Source organism: Anaerospora hongkongensis, assembly GCF_004339805.1.
GTDB classification, from domain to species: domain Bacteria; phylum Bacillota; class Negativicutes; order Sporomusales; family DSM-15969; genus Anaerospora; species Anaerospora hongkongensis.
The window spans coordinates 292543-315807 of sequence record NZ_SLUI01000001.1 but is presented as its reverse complement, the minus strand read 5'-3'; the positions used below and the strand labels follow the sequence as shown (position 1 = coordinate 315807).

Annotated in this window: 29 protein-coding genes; all 29 read left to right on the top strand. The window is 43.2% G+C overall.

Translation table 11 applies throughout. From position 1 onward, the window contains the following. Positions 1-102 precede the first annotated feature (102 nt). A complete protein-coding gene (locus tag EV210_RS01675) occupies positions 103-570 on the top strand; it encodes a flagellar basal body-associated FliL family protein (protein WP_132074602.1) in 468 nt (155 codons plus the stop codon). Between the two features lie 68 nt (positions 571-638). After that, positions 639-1643, top strand: coding sequence for a flagellar motor switch protein FliM (fliM, locus tag EV210_RS01670; RefSeq protein ID WP_132074599.1), 1005 nt, complete (start codon positions 639-641; stop codon positions 1641-1643). Continuing rightward, a complete protein-coding gene (fliY, locus tag EV210_RS01665) occupies positions 1636-2763 on the top strand; it encodes a flagellar motor switch phosphatase FliY (protein WP_132074596.1) in 1128 nt (375 codons plus the stop codon). The genes fliM and fliY overlap by 8 nt, the downstream gene beginning before the upstream one ends. Positions 2764-2800: 37 nt before the next feature. Continuing rightward, on the top strand, positions 2801-3163 hold the full coding sequence (locus EV210_RS01660) for a response regulator (protein ID WP_132074593.1): 363 nt from the start codon (positions 2801-2803) through the stop codon (positions 3161-3163). A 1-nt stretch (position 3164) separates the two neighbouring features. Further along, a complete protein-coding gene (fliO, locus tag EV210_RS01655) occupies positions 3165-3719 on the top strand; it encodes a flagellar biosynthetic protein FliO (protein WP_132074590.1) in 555 nt (184 codons plus the stop codon). A 5-nt stretch (positions 3720-3724) separates the two neighbouring features. Continuing rightward, the gene (gene fliP, locus EV210_RS01650; RefSeq protein WP_207900620.1) at positions 3725-4477 is read left to right on the top strand and encodes a flagellar type III secretion system pore protein FliP; all 753 of its coding nucleotides are present in this window, start codon (positions 3725-3727) and stop codon (positions 4475-4477) included. A 12-nt stretch (positions 4478-4489) separates the two neighbouring features. Then, positions 4490-4759: a flagellar biosynthesis protein FliQ gene (gene fliQ / locus EV210_RS01645; RefSeq protein WP_132074584.1), complete on the top strand. Its 270-nt coding sequence runs from the start codon at positions 4490-4492 to the stop codon at positions 4757-4759. Positions 4760-4774: 15 nt separating this feature from the next. Continuing rightward, entirely contained in the window at positions 4775-5554 is a 780-nt protein-coding gene (gene fliR, locus EV210_RS01640; RefSeq protein WP_132074581.1) for a flagellar biosynthetic protein FliR, read from the top strand. Continuing rightward, complete coding sequence (flhB, locus tag EV210_RS01635) at positions 5508-6647, top strand: flagellar biosynthesis protein FlhB (protein WP_132074578.1); 1140 nt, start codon at positions 5508-5510, stop codon at positions 6645-6647. The genes fliR and flhB overlap by 47 nt, the downstream gene beginning before the upstream one ends. A gap of 18 nt (positions 6648-6665) precedes the next feature. Then, positions 6666-8729 (top strand): flagellar biosynthesis protein FlhA, encoded by a 2064-nt coding sequence (gene flhA, locus EV210_RS01630; protein WP_132074575.1) that lies wholly within the window; start codon positions 6666-6668, stop codon positions 8727-8729. A 1-nt stretch (position 8730) separates the two neighbouring features. After that, entirely contained in the window at positions 8731-9822 is a 1092-nt protein-coding gene (flhF, locus tag EV210_RS01625) for a flagellar biosynthesis GTPase FlhF (protein ID WP_132074572.1), read from the top strand. Between the two features lie 2 nt (positions 9823-9824). Further along, on the top strand, positions 9825-10715 hold the full coding sequence (locus EV210_RS01620; protein ID WP_132074569.1) for a MinD/ParA family protein: 891 nt from the start codon (positions 9825-9827) through the stop codon (positions 10713-10715). A 10-nt stretch (positions 10716-10725) separates the two neighbouring features. Continuing rightward, positions 10726-11397: a flagellar brake protein gene (locus tag EV210_RS01615; protein ID WP_312201412.1), complete on the top strand. Its 672-nt coding sequence runs from the start codon at positions 10726-10728 to the stop codon at positions 11395-11397. A 21-nt stretch (positions 11398-11418) separates the two neighbouring features. After that, positions 11419-12471, top strand: a complete 1053-nt coding sequence (locus EV210_RS01610) for a protein-glutamate methylesterase/protein-glutamine glutaminase (protein ID WP_132075088.1) — start codon at positions 11419-11421, stop codon at positions 12469-12471. Between the two features lie 17 nt (positions 12472-12488). Continuing rightward, positions 12489-14534 (top strand): chemotaxis protein CheA, encoded by a 2046-nt coding sequence (locus EV210_RS01605; protein WP_132074563.1) that lies wholly within the window; start codon positions 12489-12491, stop codon positions 14532-14534. Positions 14535-14548: 14 nt separating this feature from the next. Further along, positions 14549-15010 carry a chemotaxis protein CheW gene (locus EV210_RS01600; RefSeq protein ID WP_132074560.1) on the top strand — a complete coding sequence of 154 codons (462 nt, stop codon included), beginning with the start codon at positions 14549-14551 and terminating at the stop codon, positions 15008-15010. Between the two features lie 23 nt (positions 15011-15033). Beyond that, complete coding sequence (locus EV210_RS01595) at positions 15034-15654, top strand: chemotaxis protein CheC (RefSeq protein ID WP_132074557.1); 621 nt, start codon at positions 15034-15036, stop codon at positions 15652-15654. Then, the gene (locus tag EV210_RS01590) at positions 15654-16139 is read left to right on the top strand and encodes a chemotaxis protein CheD (RefSeq protein WP_132074554.1); all 486 of its coding nucleotides are present in this window, start codon (positions 15654-15656) and stop codon (positions 16137-16139) included. Before EV210_RS01595 ends, EV210_RS01590 begins: the two co-directional genes overlap by 1 nt. A 16-nt stretch (positions 16140-16155) precedes the next feature. Continuing rightward, positions 16156-16488 carry a hypothetical protein gene (locus EV210_RS01585; RefSeq protein ID WP_132074551.1) on the top strand — a complete coding sequence of 111 codons (333 nt, stop codon included), beginning with the start codon at positions 16156-16158 and terminating at the stop codon, positions 16486-16488. Between the two features lie 28 nt (positions 16489-16516). Next, entirely contained in the window at positions 16517-17275 is a 759-nt protein-coding gene (locus tag EV210_RS01580) for a FliA/WhiG family RNA polymerase sigma factor (RefSeq protein ID WP_132074548.1), read from the top strand. 122 nt (positions 17276-17397) lie between these two features. Then, a complete protein-coding gene (locus EV210_RS01575) occupies positions 17398-19011 on the top strand; it encodes a FapA family protein (RefSeq protein ID WP_132074544.1) in 1614 nt (537 codons plus the stop codon). A 27-nt stretch (positions 19012-19038) separates the two neighbouring features. Next, entirely contained in the window at positions 19039-19356 is a 318-nt protein-coding gene (locus tag EV210_RS01570) for a hypothetical protein (RefSeq protein WP_132074542.1), read from the top strand. 10 nt (positions 19357-19366) lie between these two features. Beyond that, positions 19367-19897, top strand: a complete 531-nt coding sequence (locus EV210_RS01565; RefSeq protein WP_132074539.1) for a DUF6115 domain-containing protein — start codon at positions 19367-19369, stop codon at positions 19895-19897. A 175-nt stretch (positions 19898-20072) separates the two neighbouring features. Beyond that, complete coding sequence (rpsB, locus tag EV210_RS01560; RefSeq protein WP_132074536.1) at positions 20073-20777, top strand: 30S ribosomal protein S2; 705 nt, start codon at positions 20073-20075, stop codon at positions 20775-20777. 69 nt (positions 20778-20846) lie between these two features. Next, positions 20847-21494 (top strand): translation elongation factor Ts, encoded by a 648-nt coding sequence (tsf, locus tag EV210_RS01555; protein WP_132074533.1) that lies wholly within the window; start codon positions 20847-20849, stop codon positions 21492-21494. Positions 21495-21574: 80 nt separating this feature from the next. Next, positions 21575-22303, top strand: coding sequence for a UMP kinase (pyrH, locus tag EV210_RS01550; protein WP_132074530.1), 729 nt, complete (start codon positions 21575-21577; stop codon positions 22301-22303). Next, positions 22300-22860 carry a ribosome recycling factor gene (gene frr, locus EV210_RS01545; protein WP_132074527.1) on the top strand — a complete coding sequence of 187 codons (561 nt, stop codon included), beginning with the start codon at positions 22300-22302 and terminating at the stop codon, positions 22858-22860. The genes pyrH and frr overlap by 4 nt, the downstream gene beginning before the upstream one ends. Positions 22861-22866: 6 nt before the next feature. Next, positions 22867-23094 carry a hypothetical protein gene (locus EV210_RS01540; RefSeq protein ID WP_132074524.1) on the top strand — a complete coding sequence of 76 codons (228 nt, stop codon included), beginning with the start codon at positions 22867-22869 and terminating at the stop codon, positions 23092-23094. A 2-nt stretch (positions 23095-23096) separates the two neighbouring features. Next, positions 23097-23264, top strand: a complete 168-nt coding sequence (locus EV210_RS01535; protein ID WP_132074521.1) for a DUF362 domain-containing protein — start codon at positions 23097-23099, stop codon at positions 23262-23264. Position 23265 lies beyond the last annotated feature (1 nt).

Below are 23265 nucleotides of genomic sequence, written 5' to 3'. Positions count from 1 at the left end.
AAAAAAGAGGATTATCAGCTTTTAGCGAGAACGTACAGGAAACGGATTTCGCAAAATAGATGCTGCATATGATCGAATACAAAGGGATGCGAGGTGTGGAAAGTGCCGGAAGGAGAAAAAAAGTTTCCCCTAATGCTGGTAGTCAGCCTGGTGGTTGTTGGTTTATTGCTCGCTGGCGGAATCTCTTATTTTATTGCAACAAAAATTGTTGCTGATAAAGGAGATAAAAAGGTAACTCGTGAACCAGGGGTATTTATCAAGCTTGGTGATGCCAAGGATGGCTTGGTGCTTAATATTGGCGGTGTCAATAGTGGCAGATACTTGAAAATAGGTTTGATTGTTGAACTGAAACCGGTCCAAAAAGAAGTTGCCAAAGAGGGCAAGATGCCATCTGCTGAAGAAATTAAAATATTAGATACCGCTGTCCATGTTTTGCGTTCACAAAAGATTGAGGATTTTGAACCAGGCAAGCAGGAAGCGCTAAAAGAAACACTGAAAAGTAGAATCAATGAAGCATTAGGGCAGGATCGTGTCTACGAAATCTACATTACTAACTTTGTTTTACAATAATTAAACATAGCTTCATTGTTATAGAATCAGTTATAATAAAATAGCAGCACGAAAGGGGGGACGGAAGTTTGGCAGGACCAGAAGTTTTATCACAGGCTGAGATTGATGATTTATTATCTGCGTTGTCTACGGGCGTAGTTTCAGCCGAGGAAATCAGGAGCGAGCAAAAACAGAAAAAAATTAAAATCTATGATTTCAAACGTCCTGATAAATTTTCCAAAGACCAAATTCGTACCCTTTATATGCTTCATGAGAACTTTGCTAGACTGTTGAATACTTATCTTTCGGCACACCTTCGCACATTGATTCATATTAATGTTGCTTCAGTTGACCAGTTGACATATGAAGAATTCATTCGTTCATTACCTAATCCCAGCGTGATTAATGTGTTTCAAATGAGGCCCTTAAAGGGAAATGCCATTCTGGAAATAAACCCGAATATTGTATTTTCCATTATTGACAGGCTTTTTGGCGGACCCGGTCTGCCGCCTGCTAAACCGCGTCCTTTGACTGATATTGAAGAAGCAATTACGCGCAGGGTCATCAACAAAGCCTTGGAATCTCTTCAGGAAGCCTGGAAACAGGTTGTGGCAATTGAGCCGCGTGCTGATGTCATTGAAACAAATCCTCAGTTTACCCAGATTGTGCCTCCCAATGATATGGTTGTTATCATTACGCTGCAAACGAAGATAGGCCAGGCTGAAGGATTGATCAATATCTGCATCCCTTATTTGGTTTTAGAACCAATTATGTCCAAGCTTACGACAACGTTCTGGGTTGCTTCCTCAATTGCGAAGCAGTCTTCTCAGGAAAATGTTGCTGCTTTGCAGCGTAAGCTGGAAAGAGCTCCTATTCCGGTTATTGTTGAGATGGGGCGGGTAACTGTGACTGTGCAGGAACTGCTGGAATTAGCAGTTGGTGATGTTATGCAGCTGGAGACCAAGGTAGAGGATGAGCTGAATATTATTATTGGCAGTAAAGAAAAATTCAAATGTAAGCCTGGGCTTGCAGGGCATAAACTGGCAATTCAAATTACCGAAGTGTTAGCAGGAGGAGATGAAAACGATGAATGACGGATTTCTCTCACAGGAAGAAATAGATGCATTGCTGCGAGGAGATCAACTGACATCTCCTGCTCAACCGGATTTGTCCGATATGGAGAAAGACGCACTAGGCGAGATTGGCAATATTTCGATGGGAAGTGCGGCTACCACTCTGTCCATACTTCTTGGCAGGCGGGTATCGATAACCACGCCCCGGGTTTCTATATCCAGTTTAAGTGAAATTCAGCAGCAATACCCAATTCCGTATCTGGTTATCGAAGTTGGTTATACCCAAGGAATTGTTGGCACTAATTTACTGGCCATGCGGGAACAAGATGCACTGATTATTGCCGACTTAATGATGGGTGGTGACGGAGCTAATCCACCGACTGAATTAAATGAATTGTACATGAGTGCCGTTGGCGAAGCAATGAATCAAATGATGGGTTCAACTGCTACATCAATGTCGACTGTCTTTAAGAAAAAAATTGATATTGCTCCACCGAAAGTGAATGTCATTGATTTTGCTGTTGATCCTTCCATTACTGGTACAATTCCGGCGGAAGAACCGATTGTTCGCGTCTCTTTCCGGATGGAAGTAGAGGATCTGATTGATAGTGAAATTATGCAGATCATCTCTGTAAATGTTGCGAAAGAAATGGTAGAAAGCTTGATGAATGCTGTTCAACCAGCTACCTCGCAAACAGCCGCTGCTGCTCCGGCACCTGCACCGGCCGCAAGGCCTGCAGCTGCTCAACCTCAGCCACAGAGAGAACCGGCTCCGGCTTATGGTCAGCCGCAAATTGCAGCGAAACCGCAGGCTCAGCCTAATGTACCCGTCCAGCCAGTGCAATTCGCTCCCTTGAAACCAACGGGACTGCCGGCTATTGATCCCAATATTTCTTTAATTATGGATGTTCCTTTGCAAGTCACGGTAGAGTTAGGGCGGACTCGTAAATTAATCCGCGAAATTTTGGAACTGTCCCCGGGATCGGTTGTCGAACTGGATAAATTAGCCGGAGAACCGGTAGATATTCTGGTTAACGGCAAGTTGATTGCCAAGGGTGAAGTGGTTGTTATTGATGAGAACTTTGGTGTCCGGGTAACTGATATTGTGAGCCCCATAGAACGCGCTAGTAATCTTCAGTAAAATAGAAGTTAAATTATCTGACAGGAGAGATTGATTAATGGCAATTCGAGTTTTGGTTGTGGACGATGCTGCTTTTATGAGAATGATGATTAAGGATATTCTGAGTAAGAATGGCTATGAAATAATTGGTGAAGCAGAAAATGGCTTAAAGGCTATTGAAAAGTTTCAGGAGCTTCGTCCTGATTTGACCACTATGGATATTACAATGCCAGAATTAGATGGTATCAGCGCCGTGAAGGAAATTAAGAAAATGGATCCTTCTGCCAAGGTTATTATGTGTAGCGCGATGGGGCAACAAGCGATGGTTATTGAAGCGATTCAATCTGGCGCCCGTGACTTTATCGTAAAGCCGTTCCAGCCTGACCGGGTATTGGAAGCGGTTCGTAAAGCAGTTGGCTAAGATGCTTAGACTTAAGCCTGTCGGACTGTGCCTGTTGCTGCTGCTGTTGTTTCTTGCTGTGGCAGGTGGACAGGTTTATGCCCAGGAACAGGAGTCTGGTTATCTCAAATATCAAGACCCTACACCGCCCGCTACTTCCATACTGTCAACAATTGCCTATATTTTTACGCTGTTGCTAGCATTTGCCGTTGTAATTGGCCTTGCCTATTTTACTTCCCGTGTTTTAGGACAGAAGCTGGGACAAGGAGCTGCTAGCAACAGCAGAGTTTTGACCACCGTACCATTAGGCACCAACCGGACATTACAAGTAGTTGAAATTGCCGGCAAGGTTCTTCTGCTCGGAGTGACAGAACAGAATATTACGTTATTGCAGGAAATATCGGATCCGGAAGAAATTACGAAACTCCGTAATGCGCCTAGCAGCTTTGCCGGTTCCGCTTTTGATCAGGTCTTTCAGCGACAGTTGACATCTTTGCAAGTAATGTCACAACGGTTTCCTGCGGCTTTCGGTTCTAACCGGCAGCCTGAATCTGAACAAGAACAAGAGAAGAGGTAGTGGCAGTGAAGAGGCTGTTGTACATACTAATTGCTGGCAGTTTTTTTTCCCTGCCAAGCCTTGCTGAAGCAGCGCCTTTGATACCAATACCTAACCTGAACATTGGTGTTGAAGCCGCAAATAATCCGCAAGACGTTGCGCTAAGCTTGCAGATATTACTTACGTTGACCGTTTTATCATTGGCACCTTCAATTTTAATAATGATGACTTCATTTACCAGAATTATTGTTGTTTTGTCTTTTTTGCGCAGTGCCCTCGGGACGCAGCAAATGCCTCCTAATCAGGTCCTGGTTGGCCTGGCGTTGTTTTTAACCTTCTATACCATGTCTCCTTATTGGGATGTGGTGAATACAAAAGCACTCCAGCCTTATCTGGCCAATACGATTACACAGGATGCCGCCATGACGGAAGCGATGAAACCTATGCGAGAGTTTATGCTGAAGCAAACCCGTGAAAATGATCTGGCATTGTTTGTTAATCTTTCCGAAATGGCAAGACCGAATACTCCCGAGGATATTCCTACAACAACGATTATTCCCGCATTTATGATTAGTGAACTAAAAACAGCTTTTCAGATCGGGTTTCTTATCTACATTCCCTTCATCGTTATTGACATGGTTGTTGCAAGCACATTGATGTCCATGGGGATGATGATGGTACCGCCAGTTATGATTTCCCTGCCTTTCAAAATATTGTTGTTTATTTTAGTGGATGGCTGGCATTTGCTTATTCGGTCACTTGTTACAAGCTTTAGTTAGAGGAGGTCTGTTATGTCCGGTGATCTAGCACTACAAGTCGGGCGTGACGCTCTGTATATGGTAATGCTGGTGTCAGCTCCGATGCTGGGATTTGGCCTGCTGGTCGGTGTCTTAGTCAGTATTTTTCAGGCGACGACCCAAATTCAGGAACAAACGTTAAGTTTTATTCCTAAAATTATTGCGGTATTTGTATCGATTTTAATATTTGGACCGTGGATGCTCAGTTTATTGGTAGATTATACGCGCAATATACTCGTTAGTTTGCCACAAATGATCCGCTAGACAGGTGGGCTACAGGTGGATATATATCAACTCTTATCTGGTCAATTAGGTTTTTTTCTTTTAATCTTTACACGAGTCAGTGGTATTTTTACGACGGCTCCTATTTTTGGCAGCCGTAATTTGCCTGTTTATGTAAAAGCAGGCGTATCGCTGCTAATTGCCTATATGGTAATGCCTATGGTGTACACACCGGCAGCTACCATTCCAGATCAATTTCTGCGATATGTTTTAGTCGTAGCTGGTGAATTTCTGCTGGGACTTATACTTGGATGGGTATGCTCTCTAATCTTTTCTGCCGTACAAATGGCCGGGCAGTTGCTGGACATGCAAATAGGTTTTGGGATTGTTAATGTTCTTGACCCGCAGTTTGGCCAGCAGATACCCTTAGTCGGCAATTTTAAATACATTCTTGCATTACTGACTTTTTTAGCAACGAATGGCCACCATGTTTTTTTATCCGCTTTATTTAATAGTTTTAAAATTGTGCCGGTAACAGGAGTTTCCTTTCATGCGTCTTTGAGTGAATTAATTATTGATATGGTATTCGCTATTTTTATTACTGCATTAAAAATTAGTTTGCCTGTATTGGTAGCAATTCTGCTAACGGATGTCGCGCTGGGAATCCTTGCTAAGACAATGCCGCAAATGAATATTTTTGTTGTAGGAGTACCGGGTAAGATATTTGTTGGTTTATTTATATTAGCCTTGGCATTCCCGTTTTATATTGCCTTTCTGGAGGTGGGATTTAATGCCATGTACAAAGATATATACCGTATACTCGGCAACTTCCAGTAAGACTGAAGAAAAAAAGACGCTGCGCTTTGATTTGCAGTTATTCAATCAGGAAAAAACAGAAGAGGCAACCCCCAAACGCAAAAGCGATGCAAGAAATAAGGGGCAAGTTGCAAAAAGTGTTGAAATTAACTCTGCTTTTATTATTTTAGCGGCCTTCTTGGCGTTAAAAGTAATCAGCCCATTAATTTATCTTGAATTATCCAATTACATGCGCTCCATGTTCTCTACGCTTTTCAGAAGTGATTTTACCATAACGGAAGCGCATGTTTTGTTTATAGATTTCGCTATTATTTTTTTAAAAGCGGCCTTGCCGGTTATGATGGTCATATTAATTATATCTCTTGCTGCTAACATGATCCAGGTTGGTTTCCATTTTACGCTGGAACCTATTATGCCTAAACTTGAAAAATTAAATCCCTTAACAGGATTTCAACGGCTATTCTCTAAGCGCTCTTTGGTAGAGCTGGTTAAGTCTTTTATTAAAATCGGCGTGGTTGGATATTTCATTTATCAGTTCATATTAAAAGAAACAATGGAGCTGCCAAAGCTGATTAACTTAGAGCTTATTGAATCGTTACAACTGGCCGGTGGTCTAATCCTTGAACTGGCTTTTCAGATTGGCGCGGTTATTTTAGTTCTGGCAGTAATTGATTATTTTTATCAGTGGTGGCAGCATAATGAAAGCTTAAAAATGTCAAAGCAGGAAATTAAAGAAGAGTTTAAGCAATCAGAAGGGAATCCCCAAATTAAAGGAAAAATTAAGGAACGCCAGCGAGCGATGGCAATGCAGCGTATGATGCAGGAAATTCCTAAAGCTAGTGTGGTGGTAACCAATCCTACTCATTATGCGGTTGCCTTGAAGTATGAGAAAGACATGGCGGCGCCTGTGGTAGTAGCGAAAGGCCAGGATTTTTTGGCACAGCGCATCAAAGAAGCCGCTAAAAAGCACGGTGTTGCAATTGTGGAGAATAAGCCGTTAGCACGCTCCCTATACAGTGCTACGGATATTGGTGAAGCTGTACCGCCTGAATTATATCAAGCTATTGCAGAAGTATTGGCGTATGTCTATCGCTTAAAAAAACGGTTGTCCTAATAGAAGGAGAGAATGATTATGGCTACTCGTACACCCGCATTTAGCAGTTTATTGAAGTATAGTGACATATTAGTAGCCGTTGCCATCATTACAATTGTTGTAATGATGATTATTCCATTACCGACTTTTTTATTGGATATTTTTCTTTCGTTTAACATAACATTTTCACTGATTATTGTGATGGTGGCAATTTATAATACAGAGCCACTGGATTTTTCTGTGTTTCCGTCGCTGCTGTTAATCACAACGTTATTTAGACTGGCGCTGAACGTTTCCTCTACTCGCTTGATTTTGTTGGAAGGCTATGCCGGAGAGGTAATTACGGCATTTGGCAATTTCGTTGTTGGCGGTAATGCCGTGGTTGGCTTTATCGTCTTTGTTATTTTGATTATTATTCAGTTTATCGTTATTACCAAGGGGGCAGAACGGGTAGCCGAGGTTGCTGCCCGCTTTACCCTGGATGCTATGCCCGGTAAACAAATGAGCATTGATGCTGATTTGAATGCCGGACTGATATCTGATTCGGAAGCGCGGCAAAGGCGGAAAAAGATCCAACGGGAAGCCGACTTTTATGGAGCAATGGATGGTGCCAGTAAATTCGTCAAAGGGGATGCAATCGCAGCCATTATTATCATCATCATTAATATTGTCGGCGGTTTTATCATTGGCATGGTACAGCGCAACATGGAACTGACGCAGGCGCTGCAAGCCTATACATTGCTGACGGTCGGCGAGGGGCTGGTTAATCAGATTCCTGCACTGTTGATTTCTACAGCTACCGGCTTAATGGTGACCAGGGCTGCTTCTGAGTCAAATTTAGGCCATGACATAACGGAACAGATTTTAACGAACCCGCGCATGTTCTTTATTGCAGGGGGAGTGTTGCTTCTGCTGGGTTTAGTACCGGGTTTGCCGGGCATTCCGTTCTTTACTCTGGGCTTAGCAGGTATTGGTATTGGCTATGTATTAAAAAGAACTGCCCAAAGTCAGGCCGATGAACAAGTTAACCAGATGGAACAAAAGGAAATGGAAGAAGTACGCAAGCCAGAGAATATTGTTGCGCTTTTGCAAGTGGACCCCATGGAACTGGAAATTGGTTATAGCTTAATTCCCATCGTTGATGTAAGCCAAGGTGGCGATTTACTTGACCGGGTTGTTATGATTAGGCGTCAGTGCGCCTTAGAGTTAGGTCTGATTGTGCCCACTATACGCATACGGGATAATATTCAACTAAAACCTAATATCTATGTTATCAAATTAAGAGGGGTAGAGATTGCCAAAGGCGAATTAATGCTTGACCATTATATGGCGATGAACCCTGGTACTGTATTTGATGAGGTTCAGGGAATTGCAACAGTGGAACCAGCATTTGGGCTGCCAGCCTTATGGATTCAGGAAAGCGTACGGGAACAGGCCGAGTTAAGCGGCTATACGGTAGTAGATCCTGTATCTGTTCTTGCTACCCATTTAACGGAAGTCATTAAATCTCATGCTGATGAAATTCTTGGACGCCAGGAAGTTCAGACCCTGGTTGATGCCGTTAAACAAAATAATCCGGCCGTTGTCGAGGAAGTAGTACCGTCCTTGCTGTCGCTTGGCGATATTCAGAAAGTATTAGCGAATCTGCTGCGCGAACGAATATCCATTCGAGATATGGTGACCATTATGGAAACGCTGGGAGACTATGCGTCTTTAACCAAAGATACAGAATTGTTAACAGAATATGTGCGGCATGGATTAGCCCGCCAGATTTCCCGGCAGCATGTCCAAAATAATACGCTGGTCTGCCTCACGGTAGATCCGCAGCTGGAAAACATGATTCATGGTGCGGTACAACGCACGGAGCAAGGTTCCTATGTGGCTCTCGAACCACAGGTTATGCAGGCTATTGTTGCCAGTTTGACAAACGAACTGCCAAAGTTGACTAATTTGGGGTATCAGCCCCTAGTATTAACCAGTCCGGCGGTGCGGATGCATTTTCGTAAATTAACAGAACGGGTTGCACCTAATCTTACTGTGCTTTCCTATGCAGAAATTGAACCTAAAATTGAAGTGCAGGCATTAGGGGTGGTGAAGTTATAGTATGAAGGTTAAGTATTTTACGGCACCGACTATGCAAGAAGCCGTTGCGCAGGTAAAAAATGATTTAGGCAGAGATGCTGTAATCCTGCACACCAGGCGTTTTAAAAAAGGCGGTATCTTTGGTTTTTTTGCTAAAGAAATGGTGGAAGTTATGGCTGCCGTGGAAAAGCCGGTGCCGGTAGTTGTTGAAAAACCCCTGCCAGTGCCACAGCGGGCAAGTAAAGAGGAAGAAACGAAAGCGGCGGTCGTCCAGCTTGAGCTTGCCAATATGCGCAAGCTGCTGGAACAGGTGCTGGCAAAAATACCGCAGGCGGAAAAGCAAGTATCGCCGCTGCTGGAACTATTGATAAAAAACGATGTTGATGCTGAAATCGCGGGGAACCTCCTTCGGGGATTGCCTGATGAAGTTTCCATTATTGGCAGCGATCAACATATTACCCGCAAGCTGTTACTTGATCGTATCACGAATTACTTGCAAAGAGTTGAGGGGATTACAATACCTGGCTCGGGGTGCAAGACGGTTGCGCTTATTGGACCTACCGGCGTTGGCAAGACAACAACAATCGCGAAACTGGCAGCAAATTTTGCCATAAAAGAGGGGCAGCGGGTAGCCTTGATTACCGCTGATACCTATCGTATAGCTGCGGTTGAGCAATTGAAAACGTATAGTGATATCATTGGCGTACCGATTGAAATTGTCTATTCGCCTGACGAATTAAAAGCAGCTTTGTACCGGCATCGTGATAAAAATCTGGTGTTAATTGATACTGCCGGGAGGAGTCCTCAAAGCCAGTATCAATTAGCAGAATTGCAATCCTTATTAGCAGTTGATCCTTATATAGAGACTCACCTTGTTTTAAGTGCAACGACAAAATACAGCGATTTGCTGGAGATTGTAAATAAATTCAGTGTCTGTTCACCGCAAAAAATTCTACTTACTAAAGTTGATGAAGCCTGCTATTTAGGGACAGTGTTGAATCTTTTATATCAATTTCCCACTGCTTTGTCGTATGTTACTACAGGTCAAAATGTTCCCGATGATATTGAACTGGCAAATGCGCATAAACTGGCAAATTTAATTCTGAGGGATTGACGATGCACGATCAAGCAGAGAAATTGAGACAAATGGTACAAAGCACACAGAATCAACCGAAAAGCGCCATCATTAAGCAGCAGACTGAATCGAGAGCCCGGGTCATTACCGTAACGAGCGGTAAGGGTGGCGTTGGTAAAACGAATTTTACGGTTAATCTCGCGTTAGCTTTGGCTTCATTAGGGCGGAAAGTACTTGTCATTGACGCTGATTTGGGGATGGCTAATGTCGATGTTGTTTTAGGCAGCTCGCCTAGATACAACATGCTGCACTTGCTGCAGGATGGCGTTAAAATTGAAGATATTATTGCTGATGGTCCGCAAGGCATAAAATTTATGTCCGGTGGCTCAGGGATTTATCATCTGGCGAATTTGAATCAAATGCAGCTGCAGCATATCATCAGTCAAGTTACGCAATGTGATAAATGGGCAGATATTATTTTAATTGACACTGGCGCGGGGTTGAGCCGCAATGTTTTAAATTTTGTTATAGCGGCTGATGAAGTGATCATTGTGACGACACCGGAACCTACTGCGATCACAGATGCATATGCGATGATGAAGGCCTATGCCGGACATGCTGGTACTGCGCCTTTACGGTTGGTTGTAAATCGGGTTGTGGAAATCGATGAGGGCCAGATGGTTGTTGATAAATTAATCAAGGTCTCCCAACGTTTTTTAGGAGTACCGATCAGCAGTTTAGGATTTATCTATGAAGACCGCAATATGATTAAAGCAGTCAAAAATCAGACTCCGGTTTTTATCCAATTCCCCAATACAATTTGTTCCCGTTGCATAGAGCATATTGCTCAGCGGCTGATATATGGAGAAAATATACCGCAATCTAAGGGAATTAAAGGATTTTTTAACAAGTTCTTAGAAATGATGTGGTAATACTGAATCGCTGAGGGAGGACGGGACTATCATTTCCCATACTATTTTCAAAGTTAATCAACGATTAAAAATAATATTGAATTCCAATGAGCAATATGGCAGCCGGATTGAAGAGATTATTGGCGATGAAATAGTAATTGCCATGCCTATGAGCAAGGGGTATCCGGTAATGCTTGCTCAGGGACAGTCTTTTACAGGGCAATTCATTATAGATGGAGCAGTATATCAGTTTACGTCAAAACTGCTTCGCAAAACAATTCATCCAATTCCCACATGGGTAGTTTGCCTGCCTCAGGAATTAAAAAAAGTTCAGCTCCGGTCGTTTGTACGGACGTCTGCAATGATTCCGGTACAATTTAAACTGCTTGCCCAGGATGAAGCGGGAGCGGCTGTTGATACGCCAACCTTTAACGTACAGACAAAAGATATTAGCGGTGGGGGGCTTCAGATTGTTGCTCGCCAAACCTTTGAGATTGGAGCAAAAGGACAGCTCATTATCGACATCCCCGGCAGTGACAGTTTTTTAGCAATCGGCGAAGTTGTACGCGTCGAGCAGCCACAGGCAGAAAACCCAATATTCTGGGTTGGCATTAAATTTATTGAAATTCAGGAAAGAGATCGCAGCAAACTGATTAAATACATATTTAAAAAACAATTGGAACAGCGTCAAAAAGGGGTTTAGTTTAGGATGGTGAACGATGACATGATTAATGTGCTGATTGTTGACGATTCTGCTTTCATGCGTAAGCTGTTGTCTGATCTATTTGCTGCCGAATCTGATTTTAAAGTTGTCGACACGGCACGCAATGGAAAAGATGCACTAGATAAAATTAAGCGGCTTAAGCCGGATTTAGTTACACTTGATGTTGAAATGCCGATTATGGATGGCATTAAAGCCTTAGGCCAAATTATGAAAGAAGTCCCTACGCCGGTTTTAATGATTAGCAGCTTGACCCGCGCCGGAGCAGAGGCTACTATGCAGGCACTGGCTTTAGGAGCAGTTGATTTTGTAGCAAAAACGTCGGGATCTATTTCCAGCATTAGTGAAATACGCAGTGAAATTATTGAAAAAGCAAGATCTGCTGTAAAAGCTAATGTTGCACAGCTCGTAAAACCTAAGACAAATACCGCGCTGCTGCCGCCTTTTCCCGTGGCTGGGCAAGGGGGAGCAGCAGGCGTTCAAAATGAGCAAATTATTGCAATTGGAACTTCTACAGGTGGTCCGCGAGCATTACAGGAGGTTCTGGTGCGCTTACCGGGTAATCTGCCTTGTGGTGTAGTAATTGTCCAGCATATGCCGCCAGGTTTTACCAAATCGTTGTCAGAGCGCCTGAATTCACTTGCTTCTTTGACTGTTAAAGAAGCAGAGCATAATGATGTAATTCGTCCGGGAATGGTTTTTATCGCGCCGGGTGACTATCATATGCTTTTCGAGCGGGAAGGTAATAAAACGGTGATAAAGCTTAACCAAAATCCACCTGTAGGCGGACATAGGCCTGCTGTAGATCCCATGATGGAGTCAGTCGCCCGAATCTATGGATCCCGAACCATTGGCGTAATTCTCACCGGCATGGGGCATGATGGCACAAAGGGAATGCAGGCTATAAAGAACCAGCGCGGTCACACAATTGCTGAAGATCATACAACGGCTGTCGTTTACGGCATGCCAAAATCAGCAATCGAATTAAATATAGTAGACCGGGTAGCGCCTCTTCCGAACATCGCGGAAGAAATTGTCAGGGCGGTAAAAAAATAATATAGGGAGGGTATTTTATGGATATCAACCAATATATGGGAATGTTTCTAGAAGAATCCCGCGAACATTTGCAAACCCTCAACCGTTGTGTGTTGGATCTGGAACATGATCCAAGTAATTTGCAGCTGCTGGATGAGATTTTTCGCAGTGCCCATACCATTAAGGGAATGTCGGCAACCATGGGATTTACTACAATTGCCGAACTAACCCATGAAATGGAAAATATTTTGGATCTTTTACGTAAATCCCAACTAACAGCCAATGAAGACATATTGAATACGTTATTTAAATGTATTGATACACTAGAGCAATTAGTGGAAAAGGTTGCAAGTAATAGTGATTCAGAAATTGATATAAAAGCACTGCTGAATAAAATTACCGCCTTGGCCAAAGGAGAGACAGTCGCTGCTCCTCCGGCGCCGGCCCTGCAAGACAAAGCAGCGGCTTTAGCTAGTACAATCACTTTTAGTGATACGGAAACAAATGTCATTCAGGCCGCCCAAAATCAAGGTATGCGTGCTTATGAAATTCAAGTTTCACTACGAACAGGCTGCCTGCTCAAATCGGCTAGAGCCTATATGGTGATGAATGCCCTGGAAGAACTGGGCGATGTGATCAAAAGTATTCCTGCTACGGAAGAGCTGGAAAAAGAAAACTTTGATCATAGCTTCCAGGTTGTTGCCGTAACTGGAGCAGAACCGGAAAAATTGGAACAAACCTTGCTGGCTATATCAGAAATTGATAAAGTTACCGTTCTACCTTGCTCATTGTCGATGAAAGTTCAACCGGCAAATGAGCAGACAGCAGTAGTCTTACCGGCAACTGCCAAGCCTGCAGCGGTGGAAAAGGCAGAGGAGAAGGACAAGCAGCCGGTTGTAAACTCAGCTGTGCCAGTTGAGAAGAAGTTAAAAGGTGGACAATCTGTCCGTGTTGATATTGATAAGTTGGATACCCTCTTAAACCTCGTAGGTGAACTAGTTATTAATAAAACCCGTCTGGAGCAAATCGGATTAACCCACCGGTTAGTTGACTTAGTGGAAACGATTGAGCAAATGGACCGGGTTACTACCGACCTGCAGGCTGTGGTCATGAAAGTGCGAATGGTTCCTGTGGGACAAGTATTTAACCGTTTTCCCCGTATGGTGCGTGACTTATCCCGGGATTTGAACAAAGAAGTTAACTTGATTATTCAGGGTGAAGAAACAGAGCTGGACCGCACCGTTATTGATGAGATTGGCGATCCACTGGTGCATTTACTGCGTAATGCTATCGACCATGGCATTGAGTCGCCTCAGGAAAGGCAGGCTAAGGGCAAACCGGCTATCGGCGAAATCCGGTTAATTGCCCGTCATGAAGGAAATAACGTGATCATCGTTGTTGAAGATGACGGTAAGGGAATAAATCCGGAGATCATTAAACAAAAAGCGGTGCAAAAAGGCCTTATCAGCCAAGCAGAAGCTGAAAAAATGGATGCTGCTGAGGCCGTAAGGTTAGTATTTGCAGCTGGATTTTCGACTGCCGATACCGTTACTGATGTATCAGGCCGTGGTGTTGGTATGGATGCTGTAAAGACTAAGATTGAATCGCTGGGCGGTATGGTAGATGTAGAAACAAAGGTTAATGAAGGCAGTAAATTTAAAATTCGTCTGCCGTTGACGCTTGCCATCATTCAGGCCTTGCTTGTTAAAGTATGCGAAGAAATTTATGCCATTCCATTAGGGTCGATTGACAGTACGATTAATATTCAATATCAAGATATAAAGACGATTCAAAGTCAAGAAGTTATTTTGCTTCGAGGTCAAATTATTCCCATTGTCCGCCTCTCTAATATGCTGAATGTGCCTGAAGCTTCTGTCCAGGCCAATGACGATTTGTTTGTTGTAATAGTGCATATGGGAGATCAACGAGCAGGAATTATCGTTGATACTTTAATCGGACAGCAGGAAATCGTAATTAAATCGTTAGGAAAATTGCTGGCAGGCATTAAAGTAATTGCTGGCGCAACTATTCTCGGAAATGGTCAAGTGGCGCTTATTCTGGATGTAGGATCACTGATGCAGTGAGGGAGGGATCGGTTATGACGGAAAAAACGTACTCGACAAACGAATTACAATTAGTTGTTTTTAAGCTGGGTAAGGAAGAATACGGCGTTAGTATTCTCCAGGTTCAGGAAATAAAGCGAATAACTGATATTACACGGGTCCCTCATACGCCTGACTACATAAAAGGGGTCATGAACCTGCGCGGGAGTGTACTGCCGGTTGTCGACTTAAAGAAACGCTTGAATTTGTCAGCTATGGAGTATACTGACGATACCCGGATTATTATTGTAAAAGTTGATGAGATTACGGTAGGCATCATTGTTGATGCCGTTTCAGAAGTATTAACAATTAACCAGGAAAGTATTGAACCGCCTCAGACTGTTGCTGGCGGCGGCATTACTCATTATTTAAGCGGTGTAGGCAAGTTGGATGATCGTCTGCTTATTTTACTTAATTTAGAGACCATTATCGGTTACAGCCAGGAAACTAGTAAATAATCAAATTGGATGAGGTGGAAACATTGGCCGAAGATATTTTGAAACTTTCATCGTTGCAATTGGATGCACTGCGAGAAATTGGCAATGTAGGAGCAGGTAATGCTGCTACTGCCCTATCCCAAATTATTAATCGCAAAATAGATATGACTGTACCACAAGTTTCTATTTTACCTCTCGGCGATGTTCCTGATGTTGTAGGGGGACCGGATGCAATGGTTGCCGGGGTATATCTGCGGGTTTTTGGGCCTGCTCCTGGCAGTATCTTGTTTTTGCTTCCCCGCGACAGTGCCTTCTATCTGGTTGACATGCTGATGGGACGAGGACAGGGGGCGACAACCTCTCTAAATTCTATGGATGAATCAGCATTGATGGAAATTGGCAATATCCTTGCCGGCGCATACTTAAATGCGTTATCTCATTTTACGAAACTTACGCTGCTGCCTTCTATCCCTGCTCTGGCGATTGATATGGCGGGTGCAATATTGAGTGTAATTCTAATTCAATTAGGTCAAATGGGCGATCATGCTCTAGTAATTGAAACAGAATTCACAACAGAAGCTGATGGTGTCAAAGGTCATTTCTTTCTTATTCCTGACCCCGGTTCACTAAGCACGATTTTGGCAGCAATAGGGGTGAAGGAATAATGACAGAATTAATTAAAGTTGGTATGGCCGATTATAAAGTTGGCCGCTATCCTGCCAGCTTAATTAGCTATGGGTTAGGGTCTTGTGTAGGAATTGCCTTATATGATTCTGTTACAAAAATAGGAGGCTTAGCTCATATTATGCTTCCTGACAGCAAACAGGCCCGCTCTACTGAGAATCCGGCAAAGTTTGCCGATACAGCTCTTCCTAAAATGCTGGATGATTTATTGAAATTAGGTGCTGGTAAAACTCGTTTAACGGCAAAAATTGCCGGTGGCGCTCAAATGTTTTCCTTCACAAATACGACTGATATTATGCGTGTCGGGGAACGCAATGCTGAAGCTGTTCGAGCGATTTTGAAACAGCTCGATATCCGGCTGCTTGCTGATGACACAGGTGGAAATTATGGGCGAACAGTGGAATTGAAATTGGATACAGGCGTCTTTCGTGTAAAGACTATAGATAAAGGGGAAAAGGAACTGTAGTAAGGAGGGGGTAGGATTGTTCAAACTCCGTGTAGCATTGTTCTTAGCGGTTATTGCTGGCTTATTAACATTTATTAGCGGTTTGGTGAATGATACTCGCCCAATAACAGCTTTATATCGTACAGGGATTTCTTTAGTCGTTTTTGGATGTGGTGGTTTTCTGCTTGGAGGAATGGCTCAAACGCTGCTGGCGCGAGCTGCAACCGATACAGCGCTAAAAGGTCAGAATATTGACGTTACCGATAAGCCTGCTTCCAATGAGCAACTTTCCACTGAGCTTGCGCAATCAGATGATGGATTTCGTCCTCTTACTTCTGATATGGTTAAGCGTGTATATCGATCAAGTTAGCGTTTATTAATCTGGGGGTTGCGTGAGAATGATCGAAAAGAACGAAAACCATTCTGCCGAATTAGCGAAATTATGGCTAGAATACCAGGAAACAAAAAAAGATACCGTCCGGGAAAAAATCATTGAAAATTACTTACCGCTTGTCAAGCTGGTTGCGGGCAGGGTTGCAATTAGTCTGCCGCAGCATGTTGACCGTGATGATCTCATTAGCAGCGGCTTCTTTGGTTTGCTTGATGCGATTGAAAGGTATGATCTTAGTCGCAATGTCAAGTTTGAAACCTACGCTGTGACCAGAATACGCGGCTCAATTTTGGATACGATCCGGTCACAGGACTGGCTGCCGGCAACGGTACGGCAAAAAGCCAGGCAATATGAACAAACGCTGGCTGAGTTAGAAAGCCGGCTGGGGCGGTCGGCAACAGATAGCGAAATATCTGAGGCATTAGGGATTTCGCTCGAACAACTGCATACGTTAATTAATCAACTAAATACAAGTACCTTGGTCCCTTTGGAGGATTTTATACAGTCGGAAACTATAGCAGGCAATGTTGCCAGCCCTTCTCAGAATATTGAAGTAGAAGAAGTAAAAAACAGCTTAATGAGAGCGATTGACAAGCTTCCAGAAAAGGAAAAATTAGTAGTAACTCTTTATTATTATGAGGAGTTAACCTTAAAAGAAATCAGTTTGATCCTCAAACTTTCTGAAGCGCGCATCTCTCAACTTCATACAAAAGCGATTTTTCGTTTGCGGGGTGCTTTATCCAGGATAAAGTCCAGCTTATTGTAGCTTTTATCTTACTAAAGAGACTAACATTCTCACAGTGTGAATAAAAACGGTATAGGCTTCACCTGCGTCCGGGAGGACTTGGTGCAAAGCCAAGTCTTTTTTCTAATAAAGGGGGGAGAAAAGTGGAAGATTTTGAACTGATTGCAGATGCCACTGACTCGATCAATGGTTATTTTGAAGTTGCTGTTAGCGATAGCGGTGTTTTCTTAAAAGTATTTCCTCCTAAGGGAGATGGGGAAGCAGTTAAAGAACCGGCAATTGTAACAGAACTGCATAACCGGGATATTAAAGACTATAATCTAACGTTAATTATGCGTACAGTTAAAGAGGCAGCTGGAGTGCCTGTTCAAGTTGCCCCGCCTCCTCAACCTGAGGCTGAGCCGGAAGTACAGGTCTTAGTATCCAGGGATCGTCTGGAAGCAAATTTAGTTATAATAGTGCCCAAAAGAAGCCGCCCTTTACTGCTTGAAGAGGTTTTGGACCGGATTCGGGAAGCCGGAGTAACGTATGGTCTTGACATGGATGCCGTCCAAAAAGCATTCCAGCGCCCCGGTTTACGAACAGTCTGTGCCAAGGGGTTAAGTCCGATAGATGGCAAAGATGCATATATTCAGTATCATGTGGATCTTGAAAATAAAGGTCGGCCGCTTGAGTTGGAGGATGGCCGTGTTGATCATAAAAATTTAAATACTTTTACAACCGTTCGGCAAGATGAGGTTATAGCTGAAAAAATACCTGTCGTTCCCGGAACTGCCGGAATTGATATATTGGGGCAGCCGATTGCCGCAAAACCGGGGAAAGATATTATGCTGCCGATAGGAAAAAATGTCCATGCCGTGGATAATACCAAAATAGTAGCTTCTATTGCCGGGCAGTTGATGATTGTTAATAACAAAATTAATGTGATTCCGGTGATTGAAGTAAAAGGTGACATTGATTTTTCAACAGGTAATATTGATTTTGTCGGTAACGTGATTATCCGAGGATCGGTTCAAGCCGGGTTTACTGTCAAAGCGGAAGGAAATGTCGAGGTATCGGGGACTGTCAGCGGTGGTACGGTTGAAGGGAAAAACGTTATTATCCGTATGGGAATCCAGGGGATGCAGCGTGGTTATGTTAAGGCAAGTGAAAATGTGGTTGCCAAGTTTATTGAAAATGCAACCGTTTATGCCGGCAAGGATATTGTAGTCAGTGAGGTTGTTCTGCATAGTAAGCTTTTTTCCGGCAAAAAGGCGTTGATAGAAGGGAAAAGAGGGCTCATTGCCGGTGGGCAGGTAATTGCCGGCGAAGAAATCCGGGCGAAAGTGGCCGGTACTCAACTGGCTGCTACCACTGACCTGGAAGTTGGCATCAATCCGATGCTGCGGGAAGAATATCAGACTCTACGGCAGGAAATTAAAAAAATCCAGCATAATCTGGAACAAACACAAAAGGCATTATTGATATTAAAAGCAATGGATCAAAGCAGTATGCCAAAAGAAAAACAGGAAATGCTGCTGAAGCTGACAAAAGCGCAGTTTCATCTTGTCGGCCAAACGGAAACCATTCGTAACCGGATAGCAGAGATTGAACTTGCTTTCGAAGAGATGCGTTACGGCAAAATTAAAATATTAGACGTTGTCTATCCAGGAGTAAAAATTGTCGTTGGATCTCATGTAAAACCGATTCGGGAAGTTATGCGGTTCGTAACTTTTTATGCAGAAGACGATGATGTGAAGGTAGGCCCTTACAAATAGATTCCGGTTAAGGAGTGGATCGAGTCCATGAATATACGGTCTATTGATTTGCAAGGCATGATTCCCCGTTCAACTGAGGCCAGCAAGGTACAGCAGCAGCATGATCACCAGCCAATTGTGCAGCAGCAGCAGGCAAGCGAGCAGCTGCAGCACCTTGCTGCAATCAGGCAGCAGCAAGTGCAGGAAATGGAAAAAACGGAGAAGAAGAAAGTGGATCGGGACAACAAAAAAGATCCGAAAGAGCAAAGGGAACATGCACATAAGCGCTCTTTCACGACAACGTCTGAGCAAAAAGAACAAATTGCTGACCCGGTGAGGGGAAAAAATATTGATATTATGACCTGAGGTGTTGGGAATGCTTACCGGCCTGATAATAGTTGTTGTCATATTTCTTTCTTTAGTTGCAGTAGCTGTGTATAAACGGGATATGGTAACGAAAATGTTTTCCTTACATGTTGATGACCAGGCAAATTTATTCCAGGCGCAGCTTGAACAAACGGCTGATAAAGTAGTTGCCAGGTTAGAAGAACAAATTGCCCATCTAGAGGTACTGCTCGAAGAAGCTGATCATAAAATTGCTCTTTTAGAACATAAAATTCAAACGGCAGATGAAGTGGTGAACCGAGCTGTTCAATTGCCGCTCAACGAGGTAAAGAGCTGGGAAAGCGGACCTAAGAAGGAAGAAGATCAAGATCTTGATGAGCTTCCTGGTTTGGACTTAACGGTTAACACTACACTATCTCCTAAACCGGAGACGATCAATAATGATAAAAAACGCTTGATTATCGCAATGACAGATCAAGGTTATAGTGTTACCGAGATTGCCAAAGCTACCGGTTTAGGCAAAGGCGAGATTATGTTATTGCTGCAATTGAATAAACGCTAAAAAAAACAATATACTATCACTGAATTGACAGATTTAATACTTGTTATATTTAGGGATTTATGTTACAATACCTTTTGGTGTTAAAACACACACGCATGCCAATTTTGTTGCTGTGCCGGTTCCCGGTTAAAACAAAAAATGCGGCTTGCGGCGGTAAATAACAGGAGGTGTATCCATGTCAGTAATTTCAATGAAACAGCTTTTGGAAGCCGGTGTTCATTTTGGACATCAAACCAGAAGATGGAATCCCAAAATGGCAACCTATATCTTCACAGAGCGTAATGGTATCTACATTATCGATCTGCAGAAGACCGTTAAAAAGGTAGAAGAGGCGTACAATTTCGTACGTGATCTTGCTGCCGAAGGACAAACTCTTCTCTTCGTCGGCACTAAGAAGCAAGCACAAGAAGCCGTCAAAGAAGAAGCACAACGCTGCGAAATGTTTTTTGTTAATGAAAGATGGCTAGGCGGCATGCTGACCAACTTCCAAACAATCCAAAAACGGATCAGCAGACTTCGTGAATTGGAAGATATGGAAGCGAAAGGCACATTTGACGTATTGCCGAAAAAAGAAGTTATAACCTTGCGCCATGAAATGGACAGGTTGCAAAAATTCTTAGGCGGCATTAAGAGTATGAATAAATTGCCTGGTGCTTTATTCGTAATTGACCCTCGCAAAGAGCGTATTGCTATTGCTGAAGCCCGTAAACTGGGTATTCCTATCGTTGCTATCGTGGATACAAATTGCGATCCCGATGAAATCGACTATGTAATCCCCGGCAATGATGATGCAATTCGTGCCGTTAAGCTGCTTACTGCCAAAGTTGCTGATGCTATTTTGGAAGGAAGACAAGGCGAGCAATTGGCTGAAGCTGAGTAATTAGTAGACATAAAGGTAAGGGGTAATTAATATGCTCCTTACCTTTACTAGTAGACAGGAGGAATTAACATGATAACAGCGGCTATGGTAAAAGAACTGCGCGAAACTACAGGCGCAGGCATGATGGATTGTAAAAAAGCATTAACTGAGACTAACGGAGATATGGAGAAAGCAGTGGACTTTCTGCGGGAAAAAGGTCTGGCAGCTGCTGCGAAGAAGGCTGGACGTGTTGCTGCTGAAGGCTTGGTTGAATCCTACATACATGGTGGCGGCCGGATCGGCGTATTGCTGGAAATTAACTGTGAAACCGACTTTGTTGCCAAAACTGATGGCTTTAAAGCATTAGCCCGCGATATTGCTATGCAGATTGCTGCTGCAAATCCGAGCTTCGTATCTCGCAGTGAAGTGCCTGCCAGTGTGGTAGAACACGAGCGCGAAGTATTCCGTGCACAAGCACTGAATGAAGGAAAACCTGCTCATATCGTTGAAAAAATGGTTGACGGCCGGGTTGAAAAGTATTACAAAGAAGTATGCTTGCTTGAACAATTGTTTATTAAAGATACCGATAAAACGATTACTCAATTAATTAATGAGAGCATTTCGAAAATCGGTGAAAATATCAATATTCGTCGCTTTACTCGTTATCAATTAGGCGAAGGCATCGAGAAAAAAAGCAATGATTTTGCTGCAGAAGTGATGGCTGCTGTTACTAAATAAGAGAACACCTTGTGTTCTCTTATTTTCTAAACAGCCTAATAAATTGATTTTATCCATATTATAGAACGGGGGCTTGTAGCTTGGGAGCCGCAAAATATAAACGGGTAGTATTAAAATTAAGTGGTGAAGCTCTGGCGGGTGACAAAGGGTATGGTATAGATCCGGAAATTGCGGATTCGATTGCCCGCCAAATTAAGGATGTGAGGGATACCGGCCTGGAGGTTGCAGTTGTCGTTGGCGGTGGCAATATCTGGCGGGGCTTAGCTGGAAGTGCAAAGGGGATGGACCGCGCCTCAGCAGACTATATGGGCATGCTGGCAACGGTTATGAATTCATTAGCCTTACAGGATGCGCTGGAAAACTGCGGTGTTGATACGAGGGTACAAACTGCAATCGAAATGCGGCAGGTAGCCGAACCCTATATTCGTCGCAGAGCCATGCGTCATCTAGAGAAGGGCCGGGTGGTAATTTTTGCAGCAGGTACCGGCAATCCGTATTTTTCTACCGATACAACGGCTGCTTTGCGCGCTGCCGAGATAGAGGCAGATGCCATATTAATGGCGAAAAAATTTGCCGATGGTGTGTACGATTGCGATCCTCGTCATAATCCTGATGCTGTAAAATTTACCGAATTAGATTATCTGGAAGTAATTAAGCGTGGCTTAGGGGTTATGGATTCTACGGCAACCACGTTATGTATGGATAATAATATTCCAATTGTTGTTTTTAGTATTGATGAAGTTGGTAATATTTTAAAAGCGGCGACTGGACAAAATATTGGTACTATTGTGGGAGGGGCTAAAAAATGACCGTTAAAGAAATACAAACTTTACACGAAGATAAAATGAGAAAAGCGATAGAAGCTCTCCGCAAAGAATGTGCTTCTATTCGTACCGGGCGAGCTACTCCATCGCTTCTCGATAAAATTATGGTTGATTACTATGGCACACCGTCACCAGTTAATCAGGTAGCAAACATATCAGTGCCTGAACCAAGGACGATTATCATTCAGCCTTGGGAAAAAAACATGCTTGCACCTATTGAAAAATCAATTCAAAAATCGGATTTAGGCCTTAGTCCGAATAGTGATGGTTCCGTAATTCGCCTGAATATTCCCCAGCTGACTCAAGAGCGGCGGACTGAATTGGTGAAAATGGTGCATAAAAAAGCGGAAGATTCTCGTGTTGCTGTTCGGAATCTTCGCCGGGACGCAAATGATGCAATCAAAAAGCTAGAAAAAGACAAAACCATTTCTGAAGATGAAGCTAAGAAATCTCAAGATGATATGCAGAAATTGACGGATAAATATATTAAAGAAGTCGATACTGTTATGGCTGCGAAAGAAAAAGAGATTATGGAAGTGTAGTTTTTTATGAATAGTGAACAGATGGTACAGCGTATTGATGCAGTAGGCCGTCCATTAATGGACGTTACTGCTGAGCTTAACAAAAACGGCTATCGTTACATTCTTAACTATACTCGCCCGCCTCGCATTACATTTTCGCTGGAAGAGGATATTCTTTATATTTTATGCCAGCGCATTGATGCGAACAATACATATCATTTGACTGTTGCGGCCAAAATGGGAAAGGAGGCTTGACTGTGTCCTATAAAATTAATGCTGAGTGTATCGCTTGCGGCAGTTGTGCAGCTACTTGTCCAGTTGGTGCCATAAGTGAAGGCAGCCCGATTTTCGTGATCAGCGAAGATTGTGTTGAATGCGGTGCCTGTGCGGCGGTTTGCCCTGTTGGTGCTATTACAGCTCCATAAC

Coding starts and splice junctions, on each gene's coding strand:
- fliY (WP_132074596.1), top strand. CDS start 1,636: ATGAATGACGGATTTCTCTCACAGGAAGAAATAGATGCATTGCTGCGA.
- EV210_RS01660 (WP_132074593.1), top strand. CDS start 2,801: ATGGCAATTCGAGTTTTGGTTGTGGACGATGCTGCTTTTATGAGAATG.
- fliO (WP_132074590.1), top strand. CDS start 3,165: ATGCTTAGACTTAAGCCTGTCGGACTGTGCCTGTTGCTGCTGCTGTTG.
- fliQ (WP_132074584.1), top strand. CDS start 4,490: ATGTCCGGTGATCTAGCACTACAAGTCGGGCGTGACGCTCTGTATATG.
- flhB (WP_132074578.1), top strand. CDS start 5,508: ATGCCATGTACAAAGATATATACCGTATACTCGGCAACTTCCAGTAAG.
- flhA (WP_132074575.1), top strand. CDS start 6,666: ATGGCTACTCGTACACCCGCATTTAGCAGTTTATTGAAGTATAGTGAC.
- flhF (WP_132074572.1), top strand. CDS start 8,731: ATGAAGGTTAAGTATTTTACGGCACCGACTATGCAAGAAGCCGTTGCG.
- EV210_RS01620 (WP_132074569.1), top strand. CDS start 9,825: ATGCACGATCAAGCAGAGAAATTGAGACAAATGGTACAAAGCACACAG.
- EV210_RS01610 (WP_132075088.1), top strand. CDS start 11,419: ATGATTAATGTGCTGATTGTTGACGATTCTGCTTTCATGCGTAAGCTG.
- EV210_RS01605 (WP_132074563.1), top strand. CDS start 12,489: ATGGATATCAACCAATATATGGGAATGTTTCTAGAAGAATCCCGCGAA.
- EV210_RS01600 (WP_132074560.1), top strand. CDS start 14,549: ATGACGGAAAAAACGTACTCGACAAACGAATTACAATTAGTTGTTTTT.
- EV210_RS01590 (WP_132074554.1), top strand. CDS start 15,654: ATGACAGAATTAATTAAAGTTGGTATGGCCGATTATAAAGTTGGCCGC.
- EV210_RS01580 (WP_132074548.1), top strand. CDS start 16,517: ATGATCGAAAAGAACGAAAACCATTCTGCCGAATTAGCGAAATTATGG.
- EV210_RS01570 (WP_132074542.1), top strand. CDS start 19,039: ATGAATATACGGTCTATTGATTTGCAAGGCATGATTCCCCGTTCAACT.
- EV210_RS01565 (WP_132074539.1), top strand. CDS start 19,367: ATGCTTACCGGCCTGATAATAGTTGTTGTCATATTTCTTTCTTTAGTT.
- rpsB (WP_132074536.1), top strand. CDS start 20,073: ATGTCAGTAATTTCAATGAAACAGCTTTTGGAAGCCGGTGTTCATTTT.
- tsf (WP_132074533.1), top strand. CDS start 20,847: ATGATAACAGCGGCTATGGTAAAAGAACTGCGCGAAACTACAGGCGCA.
- frr (WP_132074527.1), top strand. CDS start 22,300: ATGACCGTTAAAGAAATACAAACTTTACACGAAGATAAAATGAGAAAA.
- EV210_RS01540 (WP_132074524.1), top strand. CDS start 22,867: ATGAATAGTGAACAGATGGTACAGCGTATTGATGCAGTAGGCCGTCCA.